The 21,690-nt window shown below is 49.1% G+C and carries 18 protein-coding genes; 7 read left to right on the forward strand and 11 right to left on the reverse strand.

Translation table 11 applies throughout. The features are described from left to right. Positions 1-146: 146 nt before the first annotated feature. From LLH06_RS19220 to LLH06_RS19240, 5 genes are all read right to left on the reverse strand, one after another. Entirely contained in the window at positions 147-1,301 is a 1,155-nt protein-coding gene (locus LLH06_RS19220) for a FecR family protein (RefSeq protein WP_228170912.1), read from the reverse strand. A 69-nt stretch (positions 1,302-1,370) separates the two neighbouring features. Continuing rightward, complete coding sequence (locus tag LLH06_RS19225) at positions 1,371-1,955, reverse strand: RNA polymerase sigma-70 factor (protein WP_228170913.1); 585 nt, start codon at positions 1,953-1,955, stop codon at positions 1,371-1,373. A 214-nt stretch (positions 1,956-2,169) separates the two neighbouring features. Continuing rightward, positions 2,170-4,560: a TonB-dependent receptor gene (locus tag LLH06_RS19230; protein WP_228170914.1), complete on the reverse strand. Its 2,391-nt coding sequence runs from the start codon at positions 4,558-4,560 to the stop codon at positions 2,170-2,172. Positions 4,561-4,675: 115 nt separating this feature from the next. Further along, positions 4,676-6,067 (reverse strand): porin family protein, encoded by a 1,392-nt coding sequence (locus LLH06_RS19235; protein WP_228170915.1) that lies wholly within the window; start codon positions 6,065-6,067, stop codon positions 4,676-4,678. Further along, a complete protein-coding gene (locus LLH06_RS19240) occupies positions 6,064-6,651 on the reverse strand; it encodes an RNA polymerase sigma factor (protein ID WP_228170916.1) in 588 nt (195 codons plus the stop codon). The genes LLH06_RS19235 and LLH06_RS19240 overlap by 4 nt, the downstream gene beginning before the upstream one ends. 167 nt (positions 6,652-6,818) lie before the next feature. Between LLH06_RS19240 and LLH06_RS19245 the strand changes: the two genes are divergently transcribed. Further along, positions 6,819-7,007 (forward strand): hypothetical protein, encoded by a 189-nt coding sequence (locus LLH06_RS19245; RefSeq protein ID WP_228170917.1) that lies wholly within the window; start codon positions 6,819-6,821, stop codon positions 7,005-7,007. Between the two features lie 24 nt (positions 7,008-7,031). Here the strand turns inward: LLH06_RS19245 and LLH06_RS19250 are convergent, their stop codons facing one another. From LLH06_RS19250 to LLH06_RS19260, 3 genes are all read right to left on the reverse strand, one after another. Next, entirely contained in the window at positions 7,032-7,901 is an 870-nt protein-coding gene (locus LLH06_RS19250) for an XAC2610-related protein (RefSeq protein WP_228170918.1), read from the reverse strand. A gap of 8 nt (positions 7,902-7,909) precedes the next feature. Next, on the reverse strand, positions 7,910-8,422 hold the full coding sequence (locus LLH06_RS19255) for a hypothetical protein (RefSeq protein ID WP_228170919.1): 513 nt from the start codon (positions 8,420-8,422) through the stop codon (positions 7,910-7,912). 131 nt (positions 8,423-8,553) lie between these two features. Next, positions 8,554-9,294: a hypothetical protein gene (locus LLH06_RS19260; RefSeq protein WP_228170920.1), complete on the reverse strand. Its 741-nt coding sequence runs from the start codon at positions 9,292-9,294 to the stop codon at positions 8,554-8,556. Positions 9,295-9,383: 89 nt separating this feature from the next. Between LLH06_RS19260 and LLH06_RS19265 the strand changes: the two genes are divergently transcribed. Both LLH06_RS19265 and LLH06_RS19270 read left to right on the forward strand, forming a co-directional pair. Further along, positions 9,384-9,899 carry a hypothetical protein gene (locus tag LLH06_RS19265; RefSeq protein WP_228170921.1) on the forward strand — a complete coding sequence of 172 codons (516 nt, stop codon included), beginning with the start codon at positions 9,384-9,386 and terminating at the stop codon, positions 9,897-9,899. Positions 9,900-10,053: 154 nt separating this feature from the next. After that, on the forward strand, positions 10,054-11,151 hold the full coding sequence (locus tag LLH06_RS19270; protein ID WP_228170922.1) for a GAF domain-containing protein: 1,098 nt from the start codon (positions 10,054-10,056) through the stop codon (positions 11,149-11,151). 17 nt (positions 11,152-11,168) lie between these two features. Here the strand turns inward: LLH06_RS19270 and LLH06_RS19275 are convergent, their stop codons facing one another. Then, entirely contained in the window at positions 11,169-12,644 is a 1,476-nt protein-coding gene (locus tag LLH06_RS19275; RefSeq protein WP_228170923.1) for a PAS domain-containing sensor histidine kinase, read from the reverse strand. Between the two features lie 496 nt (positions 12,645-13,140). Between LLH06_RS19275 and LLH06_RS19280 the strand changes: the two genes are divergently transcribed. After that, positions 13,141-14,961: a glycoside hydrolase family 15 protein gene (locus LLH06_RS19280; protein ID WP_228170924.1), complete on the forward strand. Its 1,821-nt coding sequence runs from the start codon at positions 13,141-13,143 to the stop codon at positions 14,959-14,961. Positions 14,962-14,992: 31 nt separating this feature from the next. On the opposite strand, the gene LLH06_RS19285 is transcribed toward LLH06_RS19280, so the two are convergent. Next, a complete protein-coding gene (locus tag LLH06_RS19285; RefSeq protein WP_228170925.1) occupies positions 14,993-15,862 on the reverse strand; it encodes a YitT family protein in 870 nt (289 codons plus the stop codon). A 321-nt stretch (positions 15,863-16,183) separates the two neighbouring features. Here LLH06_RS19285 and LLH06_RS19290 point away from each other — a divergent pair, with 321 nt between their 5' ends. From LLH06_RS19290 to LLH06_RS19300, 3 genes are all read left to right on the forward strand, one after another. Continuing rightward, entirely contained in the window at positions 16,184-17,482 is a 1,299-nt protein-coding gene (locus LLH06_RS19290) for a sensor histidine kinase (protein WP_228170926.1), read from the forward strand. Between the two features lie 120 nt (positions 17,483-17,602). Further along, a complete protein-coding gene (locus LLH06_RS19295; protein WP_228170927.1) occupies positions 17,603-17,980 on the forward strand; it encodes a response regulator in 378 nt (125 codons plus the stop codon). Continuing rightward, positions 17,980-19,023, forward strand: a complete 1,044-nt coding sequence (locus tag LLH06_RS19300; protein WP_228170928.1) for an adenylate/guanylate cyclase domain-containing protein — start codon at positions 17,980-17,982, stop codon at positions 19,021-19,023. Before LLH06_RS19295 ends, LLH06_RS19300 begins: the two co-directional genes overlap by 1 nt. Before the next feature lie 51 nt (positions 19,024-19,074). Here LLH06_RS19300 and LLH06_RS19305 read toward each other — a convergent pair whose 3' ends face one another. Then, positions 19,075-21,609, reverse strand: coding sequence for a zinc-dependent metalloprotease (locus LLH06_RS19305; RefSeq protein ID WP_228170929.1), 2,535 nt, complete (start codon positions 21,607-21,609; stop codon positions 19,075-19,077). Between the last annotated feature and the right edge of the window lie 81 nt (positions 21,610-21,690).

The raw sequence follows: 21,690 nt of genomic DNA on the forward strand, positions 1-21,690 counted from the left end.
CGAATGCCTGAGGCATGGGTATCCCAAGTTGTTTGGTAATTAGGGGTTTAGTTCATTAACGTGCTTTATCTGAACCGCTCCAAACTTTTAGCCGGAAGTGCTTGGACCCACTTCCGGTTATTTTTTTTGGATGGCGTTATGTAGAATTATGGCATAACCACCACCCTCCTTCCTTCGATCTTAAAGTGTACAGCTCCGGTCTCTTCTAACGAGGCCAATACTTCGGTGATAGGTTTATTGCGGGATATGGTGCCCCCGAAACTTTCGCGGGTAGGCGTACCTTGATACACCACTTCCACATTGTACCAGCGGCCTATCTCGTGCATAATGGTTTGGATCTTTTGGTCGGCGAACTGGAAATTGCCATTTTTCCAGGCGATCACTTCATCTACATCTACATAGGTGGTGGTGATGCCCTGTCCATTACTTACCGAACGCTGGCCCGGCAACATGAGCTGATGCTTTTTGCCTGAAGTGAAATTGACGCTACCCTCTAACAAGGTGGTTCTTACACCTGGCTCCTCGGCATAGCTTTTCACATCGAACCGGGTACCTAATACTTGTACCGTTGTATTATTTGCTGTTACGATGAAGGGCCGACGGCGATCTGCTCCATTCACCTGCATGTGCGACCTGGCTATCTCAAAGTAGGCCTCGCCCTTCAACTCTAACCGTCTGTCGAAACGGGTAGCAAGATCGGCCGGGATGGAAATACTACTGAGCGCGTTCAACCAAACCTTTGACCCATCGGGCAGAGTTACCTGGTAGGTACCGCCTTTAGGTGTGCTTAAAACGATCTGCTGGGTGTTGGTCGCCGGGCCTTCATGAGCTATGGTTGCACCGCCTTTATAGCGCAGATCGCTGGCATTGATCACCAGCCCGTCCTTATGCTCCTTTAATTGCACGATCTGCCCATTAGGCAAGCGTAAAGTAGCCACACGTTTGCCGGGAAGTATAGGGCTAGTTTGAGCCGCATACTGGGAAGTTTGACCTTGCTCCTTGAATATCCAGTAGCCAACGGCGAACAGCAGTATGGCTGCTGCTGCACTGAACCATCGCTGATACCTTTTGAAAATGGATGGGACCTGCCTGTCATGATCCACGCGGATCATGAGGCGGGCAAATATCTTGGCGCCCATACGGTGGGCATCCTGGTGTTCACTTTCTGTGACCTCTACCTCTGTATCGTCAAAAGAAGTATACCATTTTTCGTAGATCTCTTTTTCCTGGGGCGTAGCCGTACCATTTCGCCATTTATTGGCGATCTCGTTCAAGCGTTCAGGAGTATTTGAAGTATTCAAGATGTCGTTTTGATGATATAGTCACCAAAAAACATCGCACCCCTACATTTAAAATGAAAAATTGTTGAATTATTTTAATAAAAAATACAAAATAAGCGGAATTTCCATTTTTAAGTTACTTTTCAACAGCTTTAAAGCACGAGTAATATGTGCTTCTACTGTTTTTTCAGAAATTCCAAGCTCTTTTGCGATATCAGCATGAGATCTGCCTTCTTCGCGGCTCATCTTGAATACCAATCGACACTTTTCAGGCAAATTTTCGATATGAAGTTGCAATTGTTGCTTTAACTCCCTTTCAGAGAACCAAAGTTGGGTGCTGTTAACACCTTCAACTTCGTTAATAGCCTCTTCCAGGTCTACCACTTTACCTTTCAGATAGCGGCGACTTTGCCGGTTAATGATCTGGTATTTTACAGCGGTACTTAGATAGGTATTAAGACTAAATTGTATCTCGAGTTCATGACGTCGTTTCCAAAGGCTAAAAAAAACATCCTGAACCACTTCCTCTGCCTCGGCCTCATCATTCAGGCGGTGATAGGCCACGGCAAATACTTTGTCCCAAAAGCGGCGGTATATCTCGGTAAAAGCAGCGTCGTCATCGCCACATAGCATGACGATCAACTCTGCTTCGGTACAAAGATCATAGCCGGACATGTTGGATCAATTAATTAGTAACCACAATATTAAAAAAATATAAACAAAAAACTAACGGATCCTGCGCTCTTGAACACCTTAAGCCATAAAAAGTTACCTTCTCACACGCGGGCATTAACAGAACGCCAAAAACACAAAGCCGGTTCGTCCACAGATCAGGAGACCTGGCAACGAACCGGCCAGCAGCGATCAGTGACCTGATCGGAGCTTATTATCAGAAGTTGTAGTACACGTTCAGGTTCATGGTAGTACCAATACCCCTCACATATTCGGCATCGATAGCGCGATATTGGCTCACTACCGGGTAGTACGACTTATTGAACAGGTTCTCGACGCCTAAACCGGCCGAAAGAGCAGTGTTGAATTTATAACTGGCCGCAAAGTTGAACAGATGTATAGGCTTTACTGAACCTTCGCTGTTTGCATACAGCCCATTGCTACGTACGCTAAAGCGATCACGGCTGCCTGTGTAAACCCAAAACAGCTTCATATCCAGCGCAGTTACCGGCTTGTAGCCCAAATAGCCTGTAGCTTTAGGCGGAGCTATACGCAGGCCATTCAGGTAAACCTGATTACCGTTGGTTTGCTTCGACTTACCTTCCACATAGGCGTAGCTGCCACCTGCCGTAAGTTGTGGGCTCAACAGTAGATCGGCGGTCAGTTCATAACCTTTAATGTTCTCGGGCTCGCGCTGGGCAACTAACACTCCGTTACCATTGTCCACCAGGTTGGCACCCAGTTTAGAGGTGCTGATGTAATAGGCCGCGGTAACATTTAGTACCCCTACACGACTGCTGATACCTGCCTCATAATTATTGGTAATGATAGGGTCGGTTGCGATGCTGGCGATCGTGTTACTGGTAGCGCTCCGCAGTATGCGCCCCAGCTCGTTAATGGCAAAACCCTGCGAAAAGCTAACAAAGGGGTTCAACCACTCATATTTGATATACCTTAAACCCGCGTTAAAGGTAGTGGTGCTGTAAGGGATCTTACCGCCAGCCACAGCTATGCTGCCCTGGTTATTGGGTCCTTTGGCAATAGTGCTGTAATCCTTGACCTTTACGTTGGCATTTTCGTAACGCAAGCCCGCTTTTAAGATCAGGTTGGTGAAAAGATCCAGCTTCATTTGCGCATAAGGTGCCAGGTTGATCATATTCATGTCGGGTATGTACACCCGGCCATCGGTCAGTACCTGGTCGGTGCGGTCGTTCAAAAGATCCAAGCCGTAGGTGACTTCGCCGTTGCCCCAGTCGCTTAGTTTCCAGGGTGTGTTGAGGTTTAGCCGCACACCCTTTTTGAAGGAGCGGATCTTGGTTTGCCCTGGGCCATACCAGGCGGTGCCCTGAGCCACGTAACGGTTCATGGACACAAAGCCATTGTAGTAAGCCGAAAGGTCAAGCGTAGTGTTCAGCGGTAAGTTCCGGCTATGATAGCCCAACAAAACGTTATGATTGTACGGTGTGCCGGCAGGTTCGCCAGGGTCATCACCGCGTTGGCCAATAGATGGCCTCACCAGGTATTTACCGATCACGTTAACGTAGTCACTTTTTTGTGTGCTCCTGAACAGATTATAAGATGCCGTAACATCACTATGATCATTGATGCGGTACCCCAGTTTTGCAAAGGCGTTATACACACGGCTCTCGCCCAAACCATCGGGCTGGGCATTCACATTGCCCTCAGCATCACGTTGCACTCCCGTGTAGTTCACGGTGCCGTTCACCACGTACGACAGGCGGTTCACCGTACCTGAGAACGATTGCGAAAAACGATACCCTAAAGTATTGGCTGGATGAACGACATCGCCGCTCATGCCCAGGCTGGTGGTGCCCGAAAAGGTTTTGTCCTTTGCAGGCAATTTGGTAATGAAGTTAATGATACCTCCGGCCGAACCGTTACCGTAGATAGAGGTAGCTCCTTTGATCACCTCGATACGCTCTATCACGGCCGGATCAAGCGTACGGATGTCGCGGCTGCCGTTCATCAACGGGGTCGATTGCGGGATGCCATCGATCAGCACCAACACCTGGCGCCCACGCAAGGTTTGGCCCGAATTGGTGGCTCTGTTGGTGGCCACTCCCAATCCCGGGATGGTATTACCTAAAATAGAAGCTACTGAAGGATTGATATTTAATTGCTCTTTTACCTGCCGTTCATTCAGGATACTCACCGATGATGGCACCTCCTTAATGCTTTCAGCCTTACGGCCCGCGGTCACCACCACTTCAGACAGTGAACTACCAGAAAGCAGCTCGATGGCCAGCTCGGTCACCTGACCGCTGATCACCTCTACCTCCCTGCTATCGGGCTGATAACCTACCATGCTCACCGTGATGCAGTGTTTGCCGGCAGAAAGGCCGCTTACTGTGAATTTACCCTGATCATCGGTATGCCCACTTTTACCGCCGGTGACCTGCACGGTAGCGTACGTAAGTGCATTATGGTCAGGACCGGTCACGGTGATGGAAACGCCACCCTTACCGGCGGTCTGTGCTTTAATGGCTGCTCCTAAAAGGGTCAAGAGAATTATAAAAACGTATCGGCTGATAGATGGTAGCTGACCGAACGAATGGTCACTAACCGGTTGAATAGAACGCGTAAGCATAAAGAATTGAAATAAGTTTCGGCAAAAGTACTTTATTTAGACTAATTATAAACAATAAGATGAAATTTGTGTATCGCTTTAAACATCACTCCTATCCAGTGGTCATTTGATCTGGCTACTTGAAGCGGTAGCTCACACCGACCTGAATGGAATGCGATGACCGGGAGTAATTGCCGATGGTGTTGCTCACCTTATCAGGAGAAAGAAGCTGGTAACGAGCATCGATACTTAGCCGATCTAAACGATAAGAAGCGCCGACCGCAGCACCCACATTGATCTTGTTGAACGTAGTGGAACGCAAGGCCGTATCGATCTTGCCGGTATGGCTCAAGGTATCCCTTCGGTCGGTAATGGTGCTGAAGCTATTGGACACCTTCGGCTGCTTTGAATTGATACTGATCAAAGGACCTGCGCCGATACTAAAATGGTCGTTAACACGATACGTGAGTTGTATCGGGATGGTCAGGGTCATTAACCGCCGTTCGTCATTGATGCTAAAAGCGGATGAATCGGGGCGGTAGTAACTGGGATGGGTGAATACGCCGGACACCGACCGCGACATCACTCTTAAGCCGGTGCTGATCAACCACTTTTTATGAAATGCATATTCCAAGAACAAGCCTCCGTAAGGTGATGCCTTCCCGCTTCCTGCATTTAAGCCGGCCTCCAGTCCGAAATTAAACTTAGATACGGCACGAGATCCCGGTTTTTCTTTGGTCTTTTTGGCCGCTTTAGAAGGCTTAATACCTTTTTGAGAAGATACGGCAACGGTCTCTTGTTTGACCTGTTCACCTTGGTCTGTCTTCGGCTCTTGCGTAACGCTGTTGGCAGGTACGGTTTCTTGTGGAGCGATCCTGTCATTTTGAACAGCCCCTTGATCGACCGGTTCTATCTCTGCGATCCCAATGTTCCGTTCGTCAGCGCCTTTGTCACGTTTAGCCTTAGCACCTGAATGAGAGTAAACACTTCTTCTATTTAGAGGCGAGGGATCGGTTAGTGAAGCGGAACGACCGGCCGATACCGATCTTGCCCCTATCGCTTTACGATCGGTACCGGTTACAGGCCATGTTTCGGTCGACTCGGTCATCGTATTGGCTACCGAAACATCCTTATTTATTTGAGTGGAACGTGTAAGGCTATCATTCGACACCGTATCTGGCTGATCAAACGGTACAGGCGCACCTGTTGACCGCTGCGGGTAAGCCCGGTTCTTATTCGTCCTTGAATGTTTTTCTGTTCTTTGTTGTGACTTGGGCTTATGGAATACAGGCGCTACAAAGTAAGATGCGGCACCGATCATGGCTGCTGCAGGCAGGGCATAACCCAGCAGCGTGATCAGCTTAGCCACCAGTGGCTTTACCACCTTGTTGCTCTTCTCCTCTTTAACGGGCAAGTGTTCATCCAGCATTTTGGCCATATCGGCCCACGCCTGATCAGCATCGCCGGAGGCCGGCAACTGGTCGAGCTTCTTGCGCCATAGTTTATGATACCACACCGAATTTTTCATTTGGCCCTTTTTTGCTTTGCTGTCTGGTTTTCGGCAACTTCACCGTCAGGCTGTAAGACACCCCGGAGCATGCGTCGCGCCTCCGACAAATGCCACCTTGATGTACTATCTGATATCTGTAGCTGCCCGGCGATCTCCTGATGCGAATACCCCTCCACGATATAGAGGTTAAAAACCAGCTGGGTAGCGGCCGGTAACGAGCGTATCGCGTTCAGAATATCTGCTGCATGAAGTTTTTCCAATATCTCAGGGAGGACGAACATGCTCTCGGCTACGTCGCCCATGTCTTCCACCTGAATAAAGCGGGCTTCTTTACGTACCATATCGATACAGGTCCTGATCAAAATGGCACGTATCCAGGCGACCATGCTTCCTTTGTTGCTATCGAAGGTGCTGATGTTTTGAAATACCTTCAGGAAAGCCATATTCATAGCTTCCTGAGCCAGACCATCAGACCTGAAATAACGGCGTGCCACCTTCAGCATATCTGCGTAGAACAACTTAAACAAGCGTTCCTGAGCAGGCCTTTCATTGGCTATGCAGCCTCTGACCAGTTCAGGTATCTCATCGTTAGGGTTATTCATTAAGATCGTGCAGATGTGTGGGTTCGACCACCGTATTCAGAACCTATACGTAAGTCATCGGCCGAACGCTGGGTAAAAAAGTAAATATTTGTGCTGATCTGTTACCCAACGTTCAAGCGATCGCCGCCGTAAAGTATGTTAAGGTCCATATCAGGACCGTGAACCTTATGATCAAGATATGGCACTGGCTCTTTAAAAGACCTTCCAACTTAAAAGCATCTATCAATTCGCAGGAACGCTTTGGCCCGAACGCTGCGCACACTGATCAATGCCTTTGGAACGGCGGCAGACTGCTTGACCGGATCGAGTGCAACTGTTGCGATCACACATCAACTTATTTGAAGAAGCAGGAATAACGAGTAGATAGGGCATCGAACTGGTCACTGGTCTGCCGGGATGGACCTTACCCATACCAGTTGCCGCTTGTTGTCGAACCGGTATACATTTTTCCACCAGCGGGCACCGCCACGGCAGGCCGTGTACAATAGCTTGTTATCAGGGTCAACCGTTACATCGCAAAGCTCGGCACATTTAGAATGGGAATAATCAGGCTCTTTCATTTTCGCAAAGCGCTTGTTGGCCGGATCATACAACCATATGCTAAAGGTGCGGTAAACGCCCATACCTGCGTCAGGCAAGGAAAAGGCGATATCATCATACCCATCAAGGTCATAATCTTCGATGTGCGCCATTCTTGACACGTTGGCGGCATCGAGCGTTGGGATCTTCAGTTTAGCCAACTGACCATTGGCATAGGTGATGGAGAACTGCTCATCCATCGGGTCATCGGCGAACGCGATAATGGCGCCATGCAGTAATACCTTACTGATCTTGCGGCTCTCAGTGTTATTTACAGGTGTTTCCGTCAGCTTGAACCGGCGTCCATCTTTTTTACGCTCATAATAAGCTGATGATATCTTGCCTCCAGTTTCAGTGACACCGTATGTACCGTTCACCTGACCGTTCACCATTTCCTGCCAGGTGTAGGTATAGGTAGCTGATCGATCACCGCGCTGGCCCACTGATGAATTGACCTTTTCCACTTTTAACGGTATCACGCTTTTTTGTCCGACATATTTCACGAAAGCGCCTTTACCGCGGGTGCCGTAAAAGAGCTGTAGCTTAAAGGGCTTAACCTCGCCTACCGAAGTAAGCGTAAATGGCTGTGCATTCGCCTTCGGTACCTTACCGACCATGATCACGAACACCGCAAAGAAAAATATATAGCGGAAGAAAATGTTCTTTTTCATTGCATTGATCACATCATTGAGTACAAGAAACACAGGCTGACGAACAGTAGTAATATATTACAACCAGCTTTATAAGGACATTTCCTAACGAATAGCACGACAGCTTCCACCACCAGGAACAACGCAGCTATACCCAAAGTGTAGGCTATCCCATAAGCTACCATATAAGCGCCGCTTACTCCTCCGCCAAACAGAGAGAACACGAACAAAGCCAGACATATACCTATGACCGACGCCACCCTAATCAACAAGTGTTTAGGCCAGTTTTGATCCGGATCATTCGCCGGCGCTGTAGCGGCATCCTGTTCCATAAGCTCATGGAACGCCCGGCTTTTATACAAGGAGAAAAAGAACGGCAGCATGCCCAATATGCTTAAAGGGCCAAGCACGACCGTGATGTTACGTAAACCAACCATCCAGCCGTCACCACTCATGAACATATAAGGGTACGTGCGCGACACTATGGCCAACAGGAACTGCACAATGAGGGAAGCGATCGCTAATCTGAGTTTATTCTTCATAAGGTCATTTCGTGGTTCGGAACAGATCAGCGTACAGTGCTCGTATGCTCAAGTTCGAGTTGCTGATCATGCATATAACGCAAAAGTCACCAAATGGTGATAAGCACAACCACCTTTCTCCACTTTTAACCTTACTTATCAAATCTTACCAGTTTATCCTCGCCCATGTCATATTCGTACAATTCATGGCTTTCCTTATCAATGTAAAGCCACTGTACGATGTTGCTGCCTTGTGTGCCCGGGACTGCGACACCTATCATCGTATATTTCTTTCCGTCCTTATCGGCCGACTCCATCGAGTAGGTCAGTTCCTCTTTCTGGCCAATGGCCCGGCGGATCAGTTCACTCTGCGTATTGGCCAGGTAATACTCCACTAACTTATACACCTTATCCAGGTAATATTGAGAATACCCCTCTTTAGGTGCCCACGTATATTTTACAGGTTTATCGTACCGCTTCCTGAATTTGGAGACGGCTCCATCGGCGATCTTACGTACGGAGACGATGACATCGGCCGGCTCGGGCGATTCGCCATCTCCGGCGATGGTGATCGTATCACGCTTCCATTTGATCTGGATCTGATCGCCGCGTAATAAGCTCCGGTCCTCGCCTTCATTGATAAAATTATATAGGTCGCCGCCTTTTTTGGCGAATAATTGTGCATAGTCGCCGTCATCATCATAGGCGACAAAGGTCATTTGATCTTGCTTATACTCGGGTGTTTTAGACGCTTTTACAATGGTATCTTTTACTGTAGTGGTGGTGGTGGTCGAGTCCTGTTGATCAGTGGTCACCTGAGCGGGCTTGGGTTTACAGGCCACCATGCTGATCACCATGGCTAGCAGGGTCACTCTAGCTGCTATATAATTCATATGTAATTGTTGATAATGGTCAGTTAACTTTGTGCTTAACAAATTTTGCGTTGGATCGTTCATAAACAACATTTAGCCTTACCTGATCTATGCGTATATCATTAGCGTTAGCCTGCATAACGCTTATCCTTTCAAGCTGCGGGAACTCTAAGCCGGAAGAGCACACGACAGCCGTACCAAGTTCCGACAAGTCGGCAAATCAGCAGGCCACCGTAGTTCCCAAAACCACGTCTGCTGACCTCTCTGGAACATATGAAGAGGTAGACGACCCCGACGCCGAAGGTTGCGATATTGTGGTCACGATCAGCAAGGCCGCCGGTGGCTACCACTACCACTTAGCCTACGACTCTTTGAGCTATGAAGGTCAGCTCGGTTTAGATAAGAGGAACGACCATACCACGGGTATCGTATTCAAAGGTATCCCGTATGCCGAGACCAGCATAGACGACGATGACGATGGAACCAACGCCAGGACCTCATCAGATGTTGGCGGCGAGTTAGAGGGCGATACCATCACTATTCAGAACTATGGCAACTCCATGAACTATTATGTGAAATTGGGTGGTTGCGGGCTTAAATATATTCGCTTGGTCAAAAGGCATTGATCCATGTACGACCTGCATGGCCTTATGGATCGATCATGGATGGATATGGAACTTTGCGGGATAAGCCATTTCTTTACTTCTAATAGTTGTTATGGCTTGTTTATGATAACAAATATCGTTCGTACACGTATCATTGCGTTCTAAGTTATTGAACATGCCATTACGCGAGCTGGAACGGATAAGGGCTGTTAACCGGTTACTTAAACTGGAGATCAGCAAGGAAAAGGAACTACAGGAGATCGTTGAATTGGCCGCGACTATTTGCGGGACCTCGATCGCGCTGATCACCCTGCTTGATGCCGACACGCAAACGGTATTGTTTCAAACCGGACTTGCAGGTGCCTCCACCATGCCGCGCACTGATTCATTTTGTGATAAGATGATCACCAACGAGCATTATATGGAGGTGCAGGATGCCATGCTTGACCACCGTTTTATTGATAACCCCTTCGTTACAGGCACACCCAACATCCGTTTTTACGCAGGCTCGTCACTTACCACGCAAGATGGGTTGAGCCTGGGCGCCCTGTGTGTACTTGACAGCGCACCGCAAAAGCTCAGTCATCTGCAAGAACAAATGCTCAAAGCTCTGTCCAAACAGGTGATCCAGTTGCTGGAGTTCGATATGAGCATACAGATACTACGCACGCAATACGTGAAGGCCCGCGAGGCCGAGATCGAGTTGAGGGCATTTTTTGAAAGCACGATCGATCATCATTTATTGTTGGGCAAAGAATTTGAGGTGCTGGCCTTTAACCGTGCCTGGGAAAGCCATGTGGCTTACAGCTACAATAAGACCCTCACCCGCGGACGGTCAATGAAGGAGTATATGCATCCCGAGAACATCGGGCAATTTTACCGCGATTACAATAAGGCGCTTAAAGGTACTGCTGTGTATGATGAGCGCAATCTCGGTATTAACGGCACCGAATCATGGCATATGGTCAAGTTCGAGCCAGCCTTTGACCTTGACGGACAGATCATTGGAGTGTCGGTGAATACGGCCAATGTTGACCGCCGGGTAAAACAGGAAGGCATCGTAAGATCACAGAACCGGTCGTTAGAGCAGATCGCTTATATGCAGGCACATGAACTGCGTAAACCAGTGGCCAACATCATGGGCCTTATCGGCGTAATGAAAGAGACCGGCCAACTGACCCCTTCCGAAGAATTAACGCATCTTGACGCCTCTCTCGCCGAGCTTGACCAGCAGATCAAATCGATCGTCGACAAGGCCTCATCAAGACCATAGCTTGTTTTCGATATGCGTTAAACGCGCGACAGCTTGACCTTAAAAGTGGTACCAACGCCGATCTCGCTCGTTACTTCTATGCTTCCGCCCAGGGCCTCAACCTGATTACGGGTAATGAACAATCCTATTCCTTTGGAGTCAGCATGATCATGAAAGGTCTGGTACATGCCGAACAGCTTATTACCATGCCGTTTCAGATCGATACCAATACCGTTATCTTCAAAGATCAGGTAGGCATGATCTTCAATGATATCGCTCTTGCAACTTACCACAGGCTGCCTGCCTGCGTGACGATATTTGATCGAGTTGGTAATGAAATTATGAATGATGCTTTCAAGGTAAGCCGGGATATAATTGACCGACGGGCAAGCCGAGAAATCATGCAAAACGATCGCTTCCGACTGCTCGATATTACTTTCCAGCGCTTTGATCACATTCTTGAACACCGGCTCGATGAATATTGGCACCTTCTCTTGCTTGATGTCCGATTCGATCTTCACGATCTCGTTCAGGTGCTGTATAGTAGTGCTTAGGCTGTCACTGATCGTATTGATGTGGATGAACACCTCCCTTTTTTCATCGGCCTCTTCCAGTTCATCATACATGCGTACGAGGTATTGCAGATTATTAACATGCGAGCGCAGATTGTGTGATACCATGTAAGCGAAGTTCTGCAAGCGCTTGTTCTGATACTCCATGAACTCGAACGACGTCCTGAGCTCTTTCTCTTTACGCTTGCTCTGATCTATGTTCTGCAAAACGCCTTTAACGGTCAGTGCCTTCCCATACTCATCGATACTGGTCAGGCCTTTGATCTTGACCCAGATCAAGCTGCTCGAGCAAGTGCGTAATTGCAGATCATGTTCAAAAGGCTTTCCAATGCTCATGGCAGCACTGATGCTGTTTTGAAGAACAGGGCGATGTTCTGGCACAAAGAACGCCACCAAATCGGCAATGAGCAGTTGCTCATTGGATGGCAGTTCCAGTATACTGCCCGCCTCTTTGCTTAATAAAAGCTCCTGGCCCGGCACAGCGATCTCCCAACTGCCTGAGTGTACGCTTTTGATCGTGTTCTCGTATCGTTTGTTCTTGGCCGCCAGCTCGAACTCGATCACCTTGAACTGATGTATATTCACCAGCGACCCGCTTAGCACAGCGGTAGCGTTCTCGCGGCGAAAGGTATTCTGAAACCACTGGTAACCGTTCTTGGTCAGCAAACGGAGCTCCAGGCATTTTGACCAACCCGGCTCGCAGGTGTTAGCCTCTTTAAGCATCATCGCGACATCTTCATGATAAAGTATCTCGTGAATGAAGTAAGTGTAAGTGATGGTCAGATCGGTAGGCTCGTATCCAAGTGCGTGGTAAAAACCCAATGAGCATTTCAATTGCTTGCTCTGGATGTTGTATTCCCAAAGCGCAGCGTTGGCATCGTGCAGTAGCTGATCGATGTTAGCTACCTGATCCTGATCGCCGTATGTATCTATTGAACGCATATGTTGTAACCTCAACGTTAAATGAGGCGCTTAAATTTTAAGGTCGTAGTGCAGTTGAACGGCTCATGGGTTTTAACCAAAGCCACACACTTATACTGTGATCGTGCTAATACTGTTACAATTGTTTTGGTTATGCGCATAACAGTGCTAAAGATCAACTGGTTAGCACTGTTGTTATAGGGCTGTTGACCCTTCGTGGCAAATATAGTTCACCTTTAGAAGCAAAACGCTTACCACGTTAAAAGATCTAACCAAATGTGTCAGACAAAGGTGTCAGACAGGGAGGTACCAGGTTAATTATCAGCCACATTTATAATGTTTAACCATTGGTTAAATAGCTAAAAGACGGTAAAACCCTACAACTTTTTCAAACCCACGTAGCTAAAAAAGGACAAGATATTAGACCGTGATGTGAAACGGCCGTTCAGCGATCCAGGTTGTGAGGTAGCTTCATAACAGCCTAAACCAAAGCATACTAATTGTGTTGTCATTTCTTATGGAACATCAACATCGGCCTTATCAGCCTATTGCGAATTATGGGGTGATCGGAGATATGCGTACCGTGGCCTTGGTGTCAATGTCAGGTTCTATCGACTTTATGTCGTTCCCCCGGTTCGACTCGCCTACCATATTCGCCTCGCTGCTTGATGCTAATAAAGGCGGTTACTTTTCCATCGAACCACAAATGGACGGCCAGCAGACCAAGCAGCTGTACCTGCCAGGTACGGCCGTGCTTATCACTCGTTTTTTTTCAGACGATGGTATAGCCGAGATCACCGATTTTATGCCCCTGGTAAGCAGCACCGATGCACCTCCAGCGGCCATCGTTCGCCATGTTAAGGCCATCAGGGGGCAGATCAGTTTCAAGATGGTGTGTGCCCCACGGTTCAATTACGCACTGGCTCATCATGATGCTAAAGCCCAACGCAACGAAGTGATCTTTACCCCTATCGATGACGGGCATGTATGCCTGCGCCTCATGGCCGATGTTGATTTGCATATTAAGGATAATGATGCCTGTGCCGAATTTGTGCTCAAAGAGTCAGAGATAGCACACATTGTGCTGGAAGCTGCCGATGAGGACCAGCAAAATACATCAGGCACGGCTCACATACAGGATTATGTCAAGAACAGCTACCAGCTAACGGTATCGGGCTGGCGCAAGTGGTTAAGCCAAACCACTTACAAAGGCCGGTATGCCGAACTGATCTTCCGTTCCATCATTACCCTTAAACTCATGACCTCGATCGAGTTCGGCTCGGTGGTGGCAGCACCAACGTTCGGCATTCCCGAACTGCTGGGCGGCAAGCGTAACTGGGACTATCGCTTTAATTGGATCCGCGATTCGGCCTTTACGCTATATGCCTTTCTTTCTTTGGGCTTTTATGATGAGGCCACGCATTTTATGCAGTGGATCAGCAGCCTGTGCCAGGACAGCAACCTGCAATTGCTTTACCGGATAGACGGTAGCAAGAACGGTGAAGAGATCGAGCTTGACCACCTGGAAGGCTACCAGGGCTCGCGACCGATAAGGGTAGGTAATGCTGCCGTCCATCAACTGCAAACCGACATTTATGGCGAACTGATCGATACGATCTACATTTATAACCGGTCACACAAACCGATCACTTATGAGTTTTGGACACTGATCGAAAAACAGATCGAATGTGTGATAGGCGACTGGAAATTGCCAGACCATGGCATATGGGAGATCCGGGGCGAGAAGCGTGAGTTCCTGCACTCTCGCCTGATGTGTTGGGTGGCTATGGACAGAGCGATCAAGATCGCTGAGCAACGCTCGTTCCCATACCCAAGGGCCGAATGGGAACAGGTACGCGATGAGATATACAAAGACATTTACCACAATTTTTGGAATGAAGACATAAAGGCCTGGGTGCAGTATAAAGGAAGCGACCAAGTAGATGCCAGTGCGCTGCTGATGCCGCTTACACACTACATAGCCCCGTTAGAGCCCCGCTGGCTGAGCACCATGGACGCGATCGAGAAACAGCTCAAGTCTGACGTGCTGATCTACCGCTATCGCATCACAGAAGATGCCATTGACGGGTTAGAAGGCGAAGAGGGCACGTTCAACATGTGCTCGTTTTGGTTCATTGAATCGCTGGCCAAAAGCGGGCGTGTGGAAGAAGCGGTGGAGAACTTCGAGAAGATGATCGGTTATGCCAACCACCTGGGCTTGTTCAGCGAAGAGTTGAGTCACAAAGGCGAGCATTTAGGCAACTTTCCGCAGGCGTTCACGCACCTATCATTGATAAGTGCAGCACTTGAATTGAATAAGCAATTGGATCGGCTGTGATCAGATCTTTGCTTATGGGTATAAGATCATCTTAGTGACGTGGCTTTCTTTTGAGCACACCGCCGGCGGCCTCTTTGATCGAGCTGGTAAAGATGAACGCTTTAGGGTCTATCTCATGCACCAGGTTACGCAGGCGGCGTACCTCTAAACGGGTCACTACCGTGAACACGATATCTACCGGCTGGCTAATGTCAAAGCTTTCTTTCAAAAAGCCGCGTTCGCCTTTGTAAACCGTGATGCCACGACCTAACACCATGACCAACTTTTGCTTCACTTCCTCGCTGCAACCTGATATAATAGTGACGCCGGTATATTCTTCCAAACCCTCGATCACAAAGTTGATCGTGCGCGATGCGGTGTAGTAAGTTAAGATAGAGTACAAAGCGGTAGGTAGCCCAAGTTTGATGGCCGCGATCAGGAAGATGATGATATTTATACCGAGGATGATCTCGCTTATGGTAAAGCTAATGCGCCTGCCGGTGTAAAGTGCGAGAACCTCTATACCATCCAGGGCACATCCACCACGAATGGCCAGGCCAATGCCAATACCCATGAATACCCCGCCAAAGATAGATACGAGCAACTTATCTGAAGTGACCTGCGGGTAATGGATGAATGACAAACAAAGCCCCAGTCCCAGTATCGCTACCAGTGTTTTGATGGCAAAGGCCTTGTTCACCTGGAAAATACCCATGATGATGAACGGGATGTTGGCCAGCACGATCACATACGCGATATCGAAATGATAGATCTCATGCAACAGGAGTGAGATACCGGTAACACCGCCATCAAAGAACATATTGGGTACCAGGAAACTCTTTAGGGCGAACCCGCAGAACAGGATGCCTGCTATGATATGTAAGGTATCAACAAGCCAGTGAGGCAGATCTAATTTTTTCACGTGAGGTATCATTATCGTTATCGCCCGGCCACCATGATCAGCTGAGCGATAAGCATTGTTAGGATCGACCATGCCTGCGGTACCGTATGTCAAATATGGCCTGCAAAGGCCGCATGATCGATCTTCTTTGCACTGCTAAGATATTCAATTGTTTGGCAAGTTTGAAACTTTAGCCACAATAGGTACACAACTTTCGGGGATCGGCCAACGATCAGCTGTGACCATCGCACTTAATGCAGCAGCTTGCCCATACTTCGGTACAGCATCGAATAAGCGGTTTTTTTAGTTATTTTAGCAACACAACCCAAAGCACCTATAACCATGCAGGTATTTACCTTTCTTGCAGCCTTTTTGCTCTCCATACGCCTGAAGAAGATATTACATCCAACGCCCCTGTATCCTAAATGGCGGGCAAGGATCAACTACGCCTGGTTCATATGGGTGATCTACCTGATCGCTCAAACCACGAAGAACGAAGGTGTGGTAGGTCTGATCGGGGCTGCGGTATTACTGGGCTGCATCATGTACCTCAACAGCGACCCTGATCTATCCACATTCAAATTCTACATCACGGCGCACTATCCGCTCATCGCTATCACCTTTATTGATTCATTGGTATACCTGATCGATGAGTCATTTTACGAGTCATGGCAGGTTTACTTTGTATGCGCTACATTATTTGCCTTTGGGTGGATATTTGCCCGATGGGCCAGCTCGCAAAAGCAGCGTAAAGAACTGGAAATGGCCACCCGCCGCAACGCCGTACTTGACCAACTGGTAGCCGAACGCACTGCCGAGCTCACTAAACAAAAGGAAGAACTTCAAGAGACCATCAAACTCTTACAGGCTACCCAGGCGCAATTGATCCAGCAGGAAAAATTGGCCTCACTGGGTGAGCTTACTGCCGGTATCGCCCACGAGATACAGAACCCATTGAATTTCGTCAACAACTTCTCGGAGGTAAGTGTAGAATTGATAGATGAGATGCAGGAAGAACTGGCCAAAGGCGACACCGAAGAGGCTGGCTTCATAGCCGACGACCTGAAGCAAAACCTTCAAAAGATCATCCATCACGGTAAACGGGCCGATAGCATCGTGAAAGGCATGTTGCAACACAGCCGTGCCGGTGGCGACAGTAAGGAACCTACCGACATTAACAAACTGGCTGATGAGTACATGCGCCTCAGCTATCACGGTCTGCGCGCCAAGGATAAATCCTTTAACGCCGAACTGGTGACCAATTTGGATGAGAACTTGCCTTTAGCTAAGGTCGTTGCACAAGATGTAGGCCGCGTACTGCTCAACCTGTTCACCAACGCCTTTTATGCCACGCATCAAAAAAAACTGGCTGATCCTTCATACCGGCCAGTAGTGGAGTTGACCACCATGCAGCAGGGCAGCAATATCATCATCACGGTAAAAGATAACGGTACCGGTATACCAGATGCCATTAAGGATAAGATCATGCAGCCGTTCTTTACCACCAAGCCTACAGGCGAGGGTACCGGGCTGGGCCTTTCTTTAAGCTATGACATCATTGTGAATGCTCATGGCGGCAAGATCGACATTAACAGCGCCGAGGGCCAGGGAGCCGAGTTCAAGATCAGTTTGCCGGTGTAAAACTGACCTGCTTTATAGTTACAAGGCCACCGGCCGGTAATGCAAAGTTATGTCAAAAGGCCCGTTAGCGGGCAATGGCCCGCACAGGGCATCAAAATAAAAGAAGTATATTTAACGCACATGAAAATATTGGTTGTTGACGATGAGGCTGACGTGCAGCCCCTGTTCCTTCAGCGGTTCCGTAAAGAGATACGCGGACATGAGTTCGAGTTCGATTTTGCCATGTCGGGCGAGGAGGCTTTAAGCTACATGGAACAAAAACACTCTGAGGTGGTCCTGATCCTGTCAGACATCAATATGCCGGGGATGAGCGGCCTTGACCTGCTATCAAAGATCAGACATGACTACGATGCACCGCCGCCGGTAGTGATGATGATCACCGCCTACGGCGATGAGGAAAGCCACCGCCAGGCCATAGAAAATGGAGCCAACGACTTTTTGACCAAGCCGCTTGACTTTGACCTGTTAAAACAAAAACTTAAAACTGTTATATTATAATGGCTAAAATATTGGTAGTTGACGATGAGACCGATCTGGAACTGCTGGTAAAGCAAAAATTCAGGCGCAAGATCCGCGAGAACGTTTATGAGTTCATTTTTGCTCATAACGGCGAGGAAGCGCTGGAAAAGGTAAAAGAGCACGCCGATCTTGACATCATCCTGAGCGACATTAATATGCCTGTGATGGATGGCCTTACCCTGCTTAGCCATTTGCCCGAGGCCAACCCCATGGTAAAAGCCGTGGTGGTATCGGCCTATGGTGATATGGAGAACATCCGCACCGCCATGAACCGCGGCGCTTTCGACTTTATATGCAAGCCTGTTGACTTTGACGATCTTGACGTGACCATGGAGAAGACCATTATGCACGTGAAGCAGTTGCAGGAGACCATCAAGGCCATCAAAGAGAATAACATCCTCAAGATGTACGTGGATGAGACCGTGCTCAACTTCATGACTCATAAGGAATTTGAGAATAGCCTGTTGCAGAATGAGATGCTTGACGCCACCGTGATGTTCATTGACGTATGCGGCTTTACCTCTATAACCGAGCAAACGCCTGCCAATGAGGTGGTGAACCTGCTGAACGGCCTGTTCGATCGTATCGTGAAAGAGATCATTGCCCAGGGCGGCCACGTAGATAAATTTATGGGTGATGCCGTGATGGCCGTATTCAGGGGCAATTATCACCTTGACCGCGCCATTGATGCTGCGCTGATGGTGAGGCACCATATCGGCCAGTTGCCGCCGTTCACTTCGGGCGATAAGACCTATCAACCCCAAATATCCATCGGCATCAACTCTGGCGAAATGATCTCGGGCAATATCGGTTCGGCTTCCTTAAAACGCCTGGACTATACCGTTATCGGTGATGTGGTGAACCTTTCGCAACGCTTACAATCGGCAGCAAAGGCCGGCCAGATCATTGTGAGCGAGAACGTGCATGAAAAGATCAAAGAATCATTCAGCTGCGAAAAACTTGGCGAGGTAAGCCTCAAGAACAAGGCTAACCCGATCACCATCTATAACGTGATCGAGTAATAATAGCCGATAGACATAAAATAAAAGGCCGCTCATCGCGGCCCTTTTATTTTAATTATGGTCCATATGCTCATCAAAGTAGCTCATGCCAGGCATACCGATCGGTGCGCCGGGTGGCATCTCTAATGCAGGCATTGGTTCGTACTTGCCGGGATCGGCCTTAAAGTTCTCGATCTGCGCCAGCGCGAACTGGATGTTGGCCTTTTGCTCCGCGGTGGCCGAAGCTTGCTTAGCGGTCAGCCAGTCCTTCAGGTCGGCCACCTTAAGCATGGCCTGGCCACGCACGATCTTTGATGCACGGGTATTACCCGCCAATTGCAGCATATACTCCAGCACCAGGTTATTCACCATGCTTTGTAACTCGCCATGGTAACCTGCTTGTACCGGTGCTTTCCAGGTACGTTCGATCAGCTTATCGGCAACGGCCAAAAAGCCGGGCTGCTTACTGTCGCGGCCATGGTACTCGATCAGGCGGGCCGCACGTTCAGCGTTCAATAACGATGATATGGTCTCGCCTGCGGCTGATTCGGCCGCGGCGATCGGGTCAAAGGTGGGGCCGGTGTTACCACTAAAGGTCTCCATGGATGCCGGATAGCCGGTAGGCCGGGGCGGAATATTAGCGATCAGTTTCTCCGGCAGGGCCAGTGCCTCTGGTGTAATGGTGTTGGTCAGCGCATCAAAGGCTCGCCATTGCTGGGCGGGGTCTACCATTTGGGTAGGCACTTGTCCATCGTTCTTAACGGCGTGAGTAAAGTACAAGCCGCCAACTGATTTGGCCACCGCCTCTATCTGGTAACGGTGCAACAGGTACATGGGCACTAACACTTCCTCCAAAGTGGCCATAGGTGCCCCTTGCGGAATAGCTTTTTCTGAGAAGTTGTTAAGCACCTGGCGCCTGATCTTCATTAGCTTGTCCAGCTCATCTATCGGGTTCACGCCATCGTCCCACTGGTTGGAGGCCGGGTGGGTATAACCACCGATATCAGGGATGTATTTAAAGCCCATCTTGATGGTCTCGGCCATGATCTTATCCAAGGCGGCATTCTCGTCAGCTTCTTTCGAAAGGTCCGAATAACCCCAGATCACAGCACGTTTATCCCAGCTACCGATCCCTTTGGCATAAGCATCGCTCAGGTCTATGGTCCCATCGGCCTTTAAGGTCATGCGTGGGAACGGGTAGTCCATTACCGAAGCACGCTCCTTAGGGCTGGCGGCAAAGTTGTGCGTGAAACCCAACGTGTGGCCTATCTCATGAGCAGACAGTTGCCTGATACGCGCCAGGGCCATATCCTCCATCTTTTTGCTTACCGGCTTGCCATTCTCATAAGGTTGCAGCAAACCCTCTGCGATCATATAATCCTGGCGATGACGGTCAGACCCTAAAGTGACCACACCTTTAATGATCTCGCCGGTGCGCGGGTCGCAGTATGATGAGCCGAAGGAGAACGCACGGGGGTTGCCGGCACGATCCACCCAGTTCACGATGTTGTAACGGATGTCCATCGGGTCGGCACCTTCGGGCAGTTCCTTTACCTGGAACGCGTTCTTGTACCCTGCGGCCTCAAAGGCCTGGTTCCACCATGATCCGCCTTCGATCAAAGCACGCTTTACTTTTTCGGGCGCACCTCGATCCACGTAGTAAACGATAGGTTTGACCGCTTCGCTCACCGCAGCCTTAGGGTCCTTTTTCTGCAAACGGTGCCTGCGGCTAAAGCGCTTTACCAGCGGCTCATCCATCGGTGCCGAAAAATCCATATAAGTAAATTGGAACAGGCTCGATCTTGGGTCGAACTTACGAGGCTTGTAGTTGCCATCAGGCAGTTCAACAAAGGACTGGTGCATACGCAGCGTTACAGCACCAGGGTCGGGTGCTATGCCGCCTCCGTAACCACGGCCGCCACCTGATCCGCCCACCAATGTTACCATGGCCTCGAATTCGGTATTCTTAGGAAAATTTTTGGTATTAGGGAGAAATATGGCCGAGCGGGTCTCATCTATCCGGTAGCCCGCGCCACCTGCAGCAGCGCCGCCACGTGTTGCCGCACCACGACCACCAGCACCACCTGATGCCAGTCGCGGGCCAAGGTTTTGGCTGTCACGTACCAGGAACGGTGTCAGATCGATCAGTACCTTATCCCCTTCAACGGCCACAGGTGTAAAGCCCCATATCACCGACTTGGCAAAGGCTTTTTCTACCGCTTCCTTTTCATCAGCGTTACCACTGGCCCGGTAATCATAGTTAGGCTCGAGCAGCATCACCTTCGGCCCCACTTTAATGAATTTGGCTATATCGATAGATGCACCGCCACGCTCAGCCGCACGGCCGGCCCCGTCTATCAACGAGGTATAATACAGGAACTCCTGGTCGAACTTGTCGATCTCCAGTAATACCTTCCCCGTCTTCTCGTCGTAATAAAAATTAAAGAAGCCATCGTACTTTTTCATGCCCTGCGTGGCCGAGGCGATACTTGCGGCGGGCGCTGCCGTTGTGGTACGTGCCGCCCGGCCCGGCGGTGGGCCATCTTGTGCCAGGGCAAAGCCACTAAGGGCCATGGCGCCAAACAATAATGCTAAACGTGATCTCATGTTGCTATAAATTTGTGGCTAAGGATGGGGTCCGTCGCCGGTGTTCAGTTAGTCCGCTTCAATTTATCGATAAAGCAGCAA

Source organism: Mucilaginibacter daejeonensis, assembly GCF_020783335.1.
Taxonomy (GTDB): Bacteria; Bacteroidota; Bacteroidia; order Sphingobacteriales; family Sphingobacteriaceae; genus Mucilaginibacter; species Mucilaginibacter daejeonensis.

Coding starts and splice junctions, on each gene's coding strand:
- LLH06_RS19225 (WP_228170913.1), bottom strand. CDS start 1,955: ATGTCCGGCTATGATCTTTGTACCGAAGCAGAGTTGATCGTCATGCTA.
- LLH06_RS19230 (WP_228170914.1), bottom strand. CDS start 4,560: ATGCTTACGCGTTCTATTCAACCGGTTAGTGACCATTCGTTCGGTCAG.
- LLH06_RS19235 (WP_228170915.1), bottom strand. CDS start 6,067: ATGAAAAATTCGGTGTGGTATCATAAACTATGGCGCAAGAAGCTCGAC.
- LLH06_RS19240 (WP_228170916.1), bottom strand. CDS start 6,651: ATGAATAACCCTAACGATGAGATACCTGAACTGGTCAGAGGCTGCATA.
- LLH06_RS19245 (WP_228170917.1), top strand. CDS start 6,819: ATGATCAAGATATGGCACTGGCTCTTTAAAAGACCTTCCAACTTAAAA.
- LLH06_RS19250 (WP_228170918.1), bottom strand. CDS start 7,901: ATGAAAAAGAACATTTTCTTCCGCTATATATTTTTCTTTGCGGTGTTC.
- LLH06_RS19255 (WP_228170919.1), bottom strand. CDS start 8,422: ATGAAGAATAAACTCAGATTAGCGATCGCTTCCCTCATTGTGCAGTTC.
- LLH06_RS19260 (WP_228170920.1), bottom strand. CDS start 9,294: ATGAATTATATAGCAGCTAGAGTGACCCTGCTAGCCATGGTGATCAGC.
- LLH06_RS19265 (WP_228170921.1), top strand. CDS start 9,384: ATGCGTATATCATTAGCGTTAGCCTGCATAACGCTTATCCTTTCAAGC.
- LLH06_RS19270 (WP_228170922.1), top strand. CDS start 10,054: ATGCCATTACGCGAGCTGGAACGGATAAGGGCTGTTAACCGGTTACTT.
- LLH06_RS19275 (WP_228170923.1), bottom strand. CDS start 12,644: ATGCGTTCAATAGATACATACGGCGATCAGGATCAGGTAGCTAACATC.
- LLH06_RS19280 (WP_228170924.1), top strand. CDS start 13,141: ATGGAACATCAACATCGGCCTTATCAGCCTATTGCGAATTATGGGGTG.
- LLH06_RS19290 (WP_228170926.1), top strand. CDS start 16,184: ATGCAGGTATTTACCTTTCTTGCAGCCTTTTTGCTCTCCATACGCCTG.
- LLH06_RS19295 (WP_228170927.1), top strand. CDS start 17,603: ATGAAAATATTGGTTGTTGACGATGAGGCTGACGTGCAGCCCCTGTTC.
- LLH06_RS19300 (WP_228170928.1), top strand. CDS start 17,980: ATGGCTAAAATATTGGTAGTTGACGATGAGACCGATCTGGAACTGCTG.
- LLH06_RS19305 (WP_228170929.1), bottom strand. CDS start 21,609: ATGAGATCACGTTTAGCATTATTGTTTGGCGCCATGGCCCTTAGTGGC.